Raw genomic sequence first — 9,816 nt, 5'->3', positions numbered from 1 at the left:
GAACGCCACGCCGACCTCTATCGCGCTTTCCTCACAATCGCCGCCGCCATCATCGCTTTCAGGGCCCGCACGAGGTTTTGTTAGGCGCTCTTAGTCGCTCACTCCGGTGTCAGGGTCCGATATTCCGCCGCAAGTTCCTCGATCTCCTCGGCGGTGAACGGCCACTCGCCAATGAGCACAATGCCTTGCCGGACTTCGTTGGCAACAACAGGCCAGAAACGGTCGACGTAAGCGGCGATATGCTCGGGCAAAAATCCTTTCTCCAGGAGATCAAGGCTGCATATGCGGCGAGCGGTTTGCTCAAGCGATTTCACTGAAAGCACCCTGGTCTGTTCGGATATGTCCGCGAGAGCGGCTGTGGGAATGAAGCATCGAGGCGCCACAATGCCAATTCCGGGACGCCAGCTAGCCCCACGCGTGCGGCCTGCGTTCTCCCCGGAGGGAGGGGATATCAGCCACCGCGAAGTCTCTCAGTTGCGCGGGTTCCCGCAATCCGAATTCAAGCCCTTCCGACACGCGAGCTCGCACCATCGTCCTCAGATTGGAATCGAGCGACAGCAAGGTAAGTGGCGGCGTCCGTTGCACAATGTCCGCCCAAACTTGCTCGAACATCACGTCGAGCGCCTCCGGTGTGGCTTGCATTGATCGCCTCCTCAGGAATCGGAGAGAGCACCATAGTGCCGCATGTCCGCCGCGCCGTTAACATTTGTTAGTCGCGGCAATCCCTTGCCTGTTCATCGGTGGCCTTTCCCGCTTTGGAACGCGACGTCCTTTCCGGCGTTGGCACCTACGATGTGGCTGATCGCAGGGGACTACGGTGCCAATCTATTCCTTCAAATGGTCTGGCGAAGAACTGCCCACAGAGGTCGATCTGCCGGATGAACACGCCGCGTGGTCGGAGGCGGTCATGACGCTGGGTCAAATGCTTCGTGAGCTTGACGGCTCCTTTCCGACAGAAGGCGAGCTGGAAATGGAGGTGCAAAGCGAAACAGGGGCAACAGTCGGCTGGATCTCGGTGAAAACAGGAAAGGGGCGGCCCCCCAGCACCCATCAGGAATGATGCGACGTCCATGGCGGAACGCACATCGCCTCCGCTGAAAACGGGTCATCACAACCAACGAGGATTTCTGTGAACGGGTCCGACATTCACTCTCTGTTGCGCAAGCTTGACGCGGAGAGGCGGTTCACCAGGGACGAGATGGCGGCCCTTCTGGAACTGCCGATTCAGATCGCCACCTTGCAGCCCGGAGACCACATTGTGCGCGAGGGTGATCGTCCGACCAAGTCGTGCCTGATCATCGAAGGGCTGGTCTGCGCCTCGAAAACAACCGCTCGCGGCAGTCGTCAAATTGCCTCGCTCTATGTTCCCGGTGACATCCCCGACCTTCAAAGTCTTCACCTCGAGGTAATGGACATTTCCTTCGAGGCGATCTCGCCCGCCAAGATCGGTTTCATCTCTCATTCCGCGCTTAGGCGGATCTGCGACTCATTCCCCAGGCTGGCCTCGGCACTTTGGCGCACGACCTTGGTGGATGCCGCGATTTATCGCGATTGGGTCACCAATGTCGGCCAACGCGACTCCGATTCACGGCTTGCCCATCTTTTCTGCGAATTGACGATGCGTCTGGACGCTGTCGGACTTGTCCAGGAGGACGGCTATGATCTGCCCCTCACCCAGACCGACCTCGCGGATGCGCTCGGCATTTCGGTGGTGCATGTCAACCGCACCTTGCAGAGGTTGCGCCGCCTCGGCCTGATATCGTTCAAAAATAAGCGGTTGACGGTACTGGATTGGCCACAGCTGGCCGAAATGGGGGATTTCGAGCCGAGCTATCTCCATCTGTCGGAGCGGGTATAGCGATCATCGCCGGTCATAACGGCGTGCGGCGATCACGCGAAAAGCCACGCGACCGCCATCCCTCCCAGCGCCACGATAGCAGCCAGCCATACGACGACTCGCACGACGAATGGCATGACGGAGCCGCCACCGCGATTGTCGTCGAAGCCTCGCGAGGCTTCGTGGGTGACGGCGGGTAGATGGTGGGACGTCGCTGAAGTTTCCTGATCCCGCGCCCGGTCGACGGTGTCCATTGTAGGGAGACCCGCCGCTTCATCATCCGTTCCCAGCGGTGCCGCCGCCGGATCGCGGAATGGCACCTTGTCCCCGGCACGACCGCGATCAATTTCCGTACGTAACTGGTCTGATGTGGCCATAGCGTTCTCCTCCGGAGTGAAACGGAAGCAAAACGCTTCTGTTCCGGGTCGATGAAGATCGTGAACGCGACAGGGCCATCATTGGTCGCCCTTCTCCCGACCGGTCGGTGAGGCGCGGTGAGTGACCCGGCGGGAGAACGAGCCGATGCTTCGCGAAGGATGGCAGGCCGGCGCTTCCATATTGTGGGACGTCCATTGTTCGCCACCCTTCCCAGTGCAGTTCGCCAGCGGCAAGGGGAACGAGGGGGTGGCTCCATCTCCATGCACAGCACTTCCGCTCGCCTGAAAGCTTGCAAGGCTTGAAACTAAAGCTCCGCAGAGGCGCAGCGCACCGCCGCCAGCGGCGCGGCTATCGACTGCGCCGCACTTATCTCCTATTCTCGGATCCGCGATCCGGGTTGAGGTGAAGGTTGAAACTGCGATAGATACAACCTTCAATTCGCCCACGGCATCGAAGCATTTTTGTTGTACACTTGATTGATTTTGAAATTTGGAGCCTGGGATGCTCGAAGAATACTCTAACAGAATTGAAATTTTTCTACGGGCGGCAGGCCTCCAACCGCACCTCGTAAAGGTGTGGACGTATGACAATGCCTGCCTGGTGGCCGATTTGAATTATAAGGGGGTTCGATTCGGGTTCGATTTTACGCCTTCGGAGAATGGGCTGCTCACGCTCGACATTTCCCCAAGACGATACAAATCCGCTTTTCGCGTGACTGCTAATGGCAGGAAGAAGCGACTTGCGCAGGGTGTCTCGCTGGATCGGGCCCTGAAGGTGGCCCGGACCAAAACTCGCCAACTCATTTCGGAAATCGACGGATATATTGAATCCCGCAGATCGCTGTCGGCAGTGGCGAACGCTCCGCAGCTTTCGGCGCGCGCCGAAGCCGCACCGAAACCCTCGAAGCCGTTGAAGGTCGGCGTGCTGACCCTCCCGCCGCGCACGAATTTTGGCGGCGCCCTTCAGGCGCACGCTGTGATGGAAGTGCTGAGGCGCCTTGGGCACGCCCCCGTGCTCATCAACAGGCAACACCCCGCGCCCGACACCGATCCCGATGCAGCCGGCTCAGCGCAGGATGCCGAGATACCTCTGCTCACCACTTCTTTTGCCGCGGGCAAGAAGGCACCCACCTTCCTCTTCACGGAGAAGTATACGTCGCCCATAACCAGGCCATTCTATTCTCCGGCTCAGTTGAGCAGGAATGTTGGGCGTTATGATTTCGACGCGATCGTGGTCGGAAGCGATCAGGTTTGGCGCCCTCAATATGCGAGAAATATTCTGTCCGATTTCTTCTGCGGCTTTCTTCCGGAAGATGACAGCCGCACCAAGCGCATCAGCTATGCGGCATCATTCGGCGCGCCGGATTGGGAATTTGACGCCGAACAGACGCGCATGGCTGCACACCTGATCAAAAAATTCGACGCCGTATCGGTCAGGGAGGACGGTGCCGTCGAACTCTGCCGGAACCATCTCGGCGTCGACGCCCAGCATGTGCTCGACCCGACCTTGCTGCTGCCGGCCGATCACTATGCCAAGCTGTGCCTGCCCAAGCAGTTGAGTTCAAATAGCGGCCAGGTGACGGCGTATATTTTGGACACCAGCAGCGATAAAACCCGCGTCATCAATGCCGTGTCGCGTAAGCTCTCCGTAAAGGCCTACTCCACGGACGGCCTGCGCTACACTGCTAAGGCGCCGGCAAACGACGCGAAGGCTGACATGACGGTCGAGGGCTGGCTTGCGGCGTTCCACAAAGCCGCCTTCGTCGTCACGGATTCCTTCCATGGCTGCGTGTTCTCGATACTCTTCAACAAGCCCTTTATTGCCTATGGCAACCCGGCCCGGGGCATGGCGCGATTTACCTCCTTGTTGAAGATGTTCGGACTGGAAGACCGGCTTGTGGTCAAATCATCCGAGATAGACCTCGACCAGATGCTGCAGCCGATCGATTGGAATGCCGTCAATGGTCGCCTGGAGAAGCTTCGCGGGCAGTCGCTCGGGTTCCTGATCGCGGCACTGGGTGACGATGACAAAGCGACCGAACGCCCCTTGCTGGCAGGCGCATCCGCTTAGAACGCATGCGCCGGTCGCTCGCCCAACCGTCTGTGCGCTGCGGCTGGCCGCAGCATGGCCTTGTCGGCTCTGGTGAAACCGGGGCCGCACCCCCCTTGAAGCCTGCATGCTTGAAGGAAGCCATGCCGGCGGATCGGCGAGGCGGACAGTGAGAGGCGTCGCACCGAGAAAGCTGAACTCGTTTTCCTGACCAGATCCTCGACAACGACCGAAGCCACCCGAGCTTCATCGCGGTTTCGCAGAAGCTGGCCACCTGTTGCTCCTCCCGCGCCTTGAGGCGTACTGAAGCGGTCGAGCTGCGCTCTGAACTGGCGAAGGGTCCAGTACGGATGCAGCGAGGCCGAGAAGAAAAGGAATGCCATGTCCGTCATCGCTACGCTTCCCATCGTGCAGGTCGCCGAAACGAAAGTGACGGGCTCCTCTCAGAAGCAGATTGGCTTCAATTCTCTTTCCACGCTCGTTCCCGCCGGAACCAATCATCTGATCGTCGAGATCAGTGGCGCACAGACGTTCGATCAACGGCGCTTTTGCGAGGTCGTCGTCAACGGCGATGGCGCAGCCAAGTATCACCGCCGCGACTTTCAGGCCGTTAGCGCGAAGGTCTCAACCCGCTACAATCTCGACCAGCCTGTTGGACAGGGCGTTGATATCGTTCCAGCAGCAGCTAATGAATTTAGTGGCGGATACTTGTTCTTCCCCTACGCTTTTCGAACCGATAACGTGAAATGCTGGCAGACGATGGGCTCCTCGCTGGAGCAGCGACTGCATAGGCATATCTGCGCTTGGAACGATACATCAGCGATCGATTCCCTCGCGTTCCGGCCCTGGCAAAAGACCCCCAGCCCAAATCTATGGGCACCCGGCACGACGATCACGCTTTTCGCGGTGGACGAGAGACGGCTCATCGAGGAAAAGGTCCTCACTGAGGATGGGAATTTCGCCTTCACAGATTTTCCGGCCGATGAGCACCACCTCGTCTATCTGTTGCATTGCAGGGCGAACTACGTGAACGCCGCCTATGTTGGCGACCGCACCTACCATGTGATCAATGACGATGACGGGAAGAACAACTACCGCGTCCAGCGGTTCGGCGGTGAGAAGATACCCAACAACGTCGTTTTGAACGAGAAGTTTACGGAGCAGCGAATCGGATGGTCATCGGCCATTGATTCCCCGGCCGACACGTTTGGCAGCCTTGTCGCCATCTATCCGGAATACCGCAAGCGCCGCTTCTTCCAACCGTGGATCAGCCAGCACGGCACCTTTGACAAGAAGACCTACATTCCGGTTAGCCAGGAAAACGGCTGCTGGCGGGAAACGTCCGATCTCACGAGCATTGCCTTCCGTCCTAAAGACAAGGCCGGCCTTTACAGCGCGGGGTCGCGGATAGGAGCGTATGGCTTGAGCGGCCTCGCATCTCGCCATGTCGTCGGAGCGGAAGGGGCCGCGAGCGTCACGCTCGACGTTCCCGCCGGGGCGAAGGCTCTCCGTTGCCTGGTTGTTGCCAGAACCGACGCCAATGACGTCGAGGACCGGCTGCTTGTCGCGCTCAATGGAGATGGCGCCGCATCCAGCTATGCGGGACTGCGGGCGTCGGCGCGTGACAAATCCCACGAGGCGAAGGCTTCCGCCAATGAGGTTGGAGCATTGCCGGGTGGAACAGCGCCGGACAGCGTTTTCGGATGTGGGACTGTCGCCATCCCCCAGCATGCGGCGACGGACCGCCACAAGCACTTGCTGTCCACGATAGGAGCCGCCGGTGGGCGACTCGCGCTTTACGGCGCGCGCTGGAAGAGCACGGCCCCCGTCACCTCCCTGACATTTCGCCCGAAGAATGGCTCGAAATTCGTCGAAGGCAGCGTGTTCGAATTCTCCTTCGCCGATACGCTTGCCGAGGCCGGAGACGCGGCGATCCCGTGATCTGCACGGGTATCGTCTTCAGGAAAGGCACCGCCATCAGCCCCGCACTTGCTGGATGATCCAGTCGATGAGATCCTGTACCGGGGCCGATGGCTCCGGACCCGGCCTCACCCAATAGCCGCTGTCGTTCCGTGACAGCGGCGGTCCCACCGCCACCAATGTGCCGTCGGCGATGGCGGCATCTATCAGCCCCGCCCAGCCGAGCGCGACGCCCTGGTCGGCGATCGCCGCCTGCACGACAAGGCCGTAGGTGTTCAGGCTCAGATCGCTCGGTCCCGTTTCGCGGGTCACATGCATGGCGGCGAACCAGTCGCGCCAGGAGAACCAGCGCGGCTGCGGCGTACTCTCCAGATGGAGTAACGGCGAGTTGGCGAGCAGGCGCGGATCGTCCCCCAGCCCGTGACGCGCGGCGAAGTGCGGACTGCAAACCGGGTAGACGCGCTCCTCGAAGAGCTGGATAGCGCCGGCGCCGAAATCCGACCGGGTACCGAAGAGCACCGCCACGTCCTCCGCCTCGTCGGCACCGGGATCGGCGGCGGCCGAGGCAATGATGTGGACTTCCGTTTCCGGATGCACCCTTCGGAACTGCGCTACCCGTGGCATCATCCAGAACGAGGCGAAGCCGTAATCGGTGAACAGCCGCACCACCGGGCGCCGGCTCATCCGGCGAATGGCCCGCGCACCGGCATCGAGTTCCGCCACCGCGGCGCTCGCCGCGCGATGCAGCCGCTCTCCGGCGGGAGAGAGCGCGCTGCCGCGATGGCCGCGCTCCAGCAACGCGGTGCCGAGTTGCTGTTCGAGAATGCGCACGGTGTAGCTGACCGCCGGCTGGGAAAGCCCGAGTTCCTGCGCCGCCGCCGTCAGGCTGCCAAGCCGGCCGACCGCGTCGAACACTCGCACCCAACCAAGATCGAGAACGCGGTCAGCCATAAGATTCCATTGGATCAGCCATTGAAAATAGCCAGCTTCACAGCAGTTGCCATTTAACGATCTGATGAATTCCAGGGCAAGGCGGGCCACAGACCAAAATCGGGGCGCCCCTTCTTGCGATGCGTCGGCTCACGCTTTTTCGGAGGTCCGCCCATGAATCGCCTTCTACGGGCCGTTTGCGCCCTGTCCGTTCTCATCTCGGCCGGCTCCGCGCTGGCGGCAGATGCACCGACCTGCCAGACCATCCGCATGTCCGATCCGGGATGGACCGACATCACCTCCACCAACGCCATTGCCGGCGTGCTGCTGCAGGGGCTCGGCTACAAGGCGGATGTGAAGACGCTGTCGGTTCCCATCGGCTATGAATCCATGAAGACCGGCAATCTCGATGTCTTCCTCGGCAACTGGATGCCGGCGCAGCAGAAGTTCATCGATGCGCTGAACGAGGCGAAGGCCGTCGAGGTGCTGGGCACCAACCTCACCGGCGCCAAATTCACCCTTGCCGTGCCGAACTATGTCGCCGAAGCCGGCGTCAAGGACTTCAAGGACCTTGCCGCCCATGCCGACAAGTTCGGCAAGCAGATCTACGGCATCGAGCCGGGCGCGCCGGCCAATGCCAACATCCAGAAGATGATCGACGCCGGCGAGTTCGGCCTCAAGGACTGGAAGGTGGTTGAATCCGGCGAGCAGGCCATGCTGGCGCAGGTCAAGCGCTCGGCCAATGGCAAAAGCTGGATCGTATTTCTCGCCTGGGCGCCGCATCCGATGAACGACGCCTTCGCCATCACCTATCTCTCGGGTGGCGATGCATATTTCGGACCCGACTATGGCGGCGCCGAGGTTCGTACTTTGGCGCGCACCGGCTGGTCCAGCCAATGCCCCAATGCCGCGGCCTTCTTCAAGAATCTTAAATTCGATCTCGCGATCGAGAACGCGATGATGGGCAAGATCCTCGACGAAGGGATGGAGCCGAAGGCGGCCGCCGCCGCATGGATCAAGGCTCATCCCCAAGCGCTCGACCCCTGGCTCGCCGGTGTCACCACCTTCGACGGCAAGCCCGGCCTGCCCGCGGTGAAGACCTCGCTCGGGCTATGACACCGGCGCCGCCGGGCCATCGTCCCGGCGGCGCGCCCCTTCATCGCTATCCCGCGAAGCGTGCCATGACCCAGCCCAACATCCTCATCTTCATGGTCGATCAGCTGAATGGGACGTTGTTCCCCGACGGACCGGCCGGGTTTCTGCATGCACCGCACCTGAAGGCGCTGGCCGAGCGCTCCGCCCGGTTCGCGAACTGCTACACGGCGAGCCCGCTCTGCGCCCCGGCCCGCGCCTCCTTCATGTCGGGGCAGTTGCCCAGCCGTACCCGTGTCTATGACAATGCCGCGGAGTTCACCTCCGACATCCCGACTTTCGCCCACCATCTGCGCCGTGCCGGCTATCACACCGCGCTGTCGGGCAAGATGCATTTCGTCGGGCCGGATCAGCTGCACGGCTTCGAGCAGCGGCTGACGACCGACATCTACCCCGCCGATTTCGGCTGGACGCCGGATTACACCAAGCCGGGCGAGCGCATTGATTGGTGGTATCATAATCTTGGCTCCGTCACCGGTGCCGGAGTGGCCGAGATCACCAACCAGCTCGAATATGACGACGAGGTGGGTTATCACGCCGGGCGCAAACTCTATGACCTGGCGCGTCGGCAAGAGAGCCGTCCCTGGTGCCTGACCGTCAGCTTCACCCACCCGCATGACCCCTATGTCGCTCGGCGGCGCTTCTGGGATCTTTACGAGGACTGCCCGGCGCTCGATCCCGTCATCCCGCCAATTCCGTTCGAGCAACAGGATCCGCATGCGCAGCGGCTGATGTTGGCGAGCGACCATGCCAACGGCCATGTGACGCCGGCGGACGTGCGCCGGTCGCGCCGGGCCTATTTCGCCAACATCTCCTATATCGACGAGAAGATCGGCGAACTGCTCAATATCCTCGAGCGCGGCGATATGGCGAACGACACCATCATCGTCTTCGTTTCCGACCATGGCGATATGCTCGGCGAGCGCGGACTGTGGTTCAAAATGAACTTCTTCGAAGGTTCCGCGCGCGTGCCGCTGATGATCGCCGCGCCGGCGCTGGCTCCCGGCCGGATCGACGGCCCCGTATCGACGCTCGACGTGTTGCCGACGCTGGCCGATCTCACCGGGCTCGATCTCTCGGGCATCCTACCGTGGACCGACGGCGAGAGCCTCGTGCCCACCCTGCTCGGGCGTGGCTCCCGCGGGCCGGTGCCGATGGAATATGCGGCGGAAGGCTCCTATGCGCCGCTGGTGGCCTTGCGTGATGGCCCGTGGAAGCTCGTGCTGTGCGAACTCGACCCGCCGATCCTGACCAATCTCGACGACGATCCCCACGAACGGGTCAATCGGGCGGACGACCCGGCATGCGCGGACCAGTTCGCCCGCATGCACACCGCCATGCGGGCGCGCTGGGACCTCGCCCGCTTCGACGCCGAGGTAAGAGCCAGCCAGGCGCGACGGCATGTCGTTTACCAGGCCCTGCGCAACGGCGCCTATTACCCATGGGATTTCCAGCCGCTGCAGCAGGCCTCCGAGCGTTACATGCGCAACCACATGGACCTGAACGTGCTTGAGGATGCGCAGCGCTATCCCCGGGGCGAATGAGCAGCT

Annotated in this window: 10 protein-coding genes; 6 read left to right on the top strand and 4 right to left on the bottom strand. The window is 61.6% G+C overall.

The window, feature by feature from the left end:
* Positions 1 to 98: 98 nt before the first annotated feature.
* Both J2X65_RS21075 and J2X65_RS21070 read right to left on the bottom strand, forming a co-directional pair.
* The gene (locus J2X65_RS21075; RefSeq protein WP_310205320.1) at positions 99 to 314 is read right to left on the bottom strand and encodes a hypothetical protein; all 216 of its coding nucleotides are present in this window, start codon (positions 312 to 314) and stop codon (positions 99 to 101) included.
* A 91-nt stretch (positions 315 to 405) separates the two neighbouring features.
* The gene (locus tag J2X65_RS21070) at positions 406 to 642 is read right to left on the bottom strand and encodes a hypothetical protein (protein ID WP_310205318.1); all 237 of its coding nucleotides are present in this window, start codon (positions 640 to 642) and stop codon (positions 406 to 408) included.
* A gap of 175 nt (positions 643 to 817) precedes the next feature.
* Here J2X65_RS21070 and J2X65_RS21065 point away from each other — a divergent pair, with 175 nt between their 5' ends.
* Together J2X65_RS21065 and J2X65_RS21060 are read left to right on the top strand one after the other, a co-directional pair.
* The gene (locus J2X65_RS21065; RefSeq protein ID WP_310205315.1) at positions 818 to 1,060 is read left to right on the top strand and encodes a DUF6894 family protein; all 243 of its coding nucleotides are present in this window, start codon (positions 818 to 820) and stop codon (positions 1,058 to 1,060) included.
* A gap of 69 nt (positions 1,061 to 1,129) precedes the next feature.
* Entirely contained in the window at positions 1,130 to 1,858 is a 729-nt protein-coding gene (locus tag J2X65_RS21060) for a Crp/Fnr family transcriptional regulator (protein WP_310205312.1), read from the top strand.
* A gap of 32 nt (positions 1,859 to 1,890) precedes the next feature.
* On the opposite strand, the gene J2X65_RS21055 is transcribed toward J2X65_RS21060, so the two are convergent.
* On the bottom strand, positions 1,891 to 2,214 hold the full coding sequence (locus J2X65_RS21055; RefSeq protein ID WP_310205310.1) for a hypothetical protein: 324 nt from the start codon (positions 2,212 to 2,214) through the stop codon (positions 1,891 to 1,893).
* Between the two features lie 502 nt (positions 2,215 to 2,716).
* Here J2X65_RS21055 and J2X65_RS21050 point away from each other — a divergent pair.
* Together J2X65_RS21050 and J2X65_RS21045 are read left to right on the top strand one after the other, a co-directional pair.
* Entirely contained in the window at positions 2,717 to 4,285 is a 1,569-nt protein-coding gene (locus J2X65_RS21050) for a polysaccharide pyruvyl transferase family protein (RefSeq protein ID WP_310205306.1), read from the top strand.
* A gap of 360 nt (positions 4,286 to 4,645) precedes the next feature.
* A complete protein-coding gene (locus tag J2X65_RS21045; RefSeq protein WP_310205303.1) occupies positions 4,646 to 6,205 on the top strand; it encodes a hypothetical protein in 1,560 nt (519 codons plus the stop codon).
* A 36-nt stretch (positions 6,206 to 6,241) separates the two neighbouring features.
* On the opposite strand, the gene J2X65_RS21040 is transcribed toward J2X65_RS21045, so the two are convergent.
* On the bottom strand, positions 6,242 to 7,135 hold the full coding sequence (locus J2X65_RS21040; protein ID WP_310205301.1) for a LysR substrate-binding domain-containing protein: 894 nt from the start codon (positions 7,133 to 7,135) through the stop codon (positions 6,242 to 6,244).
* Positions 7,136 to 7,288: 153 nt separating this feature from the next.
* Between J2X65_RS21040 and J2X65_RS21035 the strand changes: the two genes are divergently transcribed.
* The gene (locus J2X65_RS21035) at positions 7,289 to 8,230 is read left to right on the top strand and encodes a choline ABC transporter substrate-binding protein (protein WP_310205298.1); all 942 of its coding nucleotides are present in this window, start codon (positions 7,289 to 7,291) and stop codon (positions 8,228 to 8,230) included.
* Between the two features lie 65 nt (positions 8,231 to 8,295).
* On the top strand, positions 8,296 to 9,810 hold the full coding sequence (betC, locus tag J2X65_RS21030; RefSeq protein WP_310205295.1) for a choline-sulfatase: 1,515 nt from the start codon (positions 8,296 to 8,298) through the stop codon (positions 9,808 to 9,810).
* Positions 9,811 to 9,816 lie beyond the last annotated feature (6 nt).

Origin of the sequence: Ancylobacter sp. 3268, from assembly GCF_031456575.1 — a bacterium.
GTDB lineage: Bacteria > Pseudomonadota > Alphaproteobacteria > Rhizobiales > Xanthobacteraceae > Ancylobacter.
The sequence above is the reverse complement of the archived record's forward strand: the minus strand, read 5'-3'. Positions and strand labels throughout refer to the sequence as shown.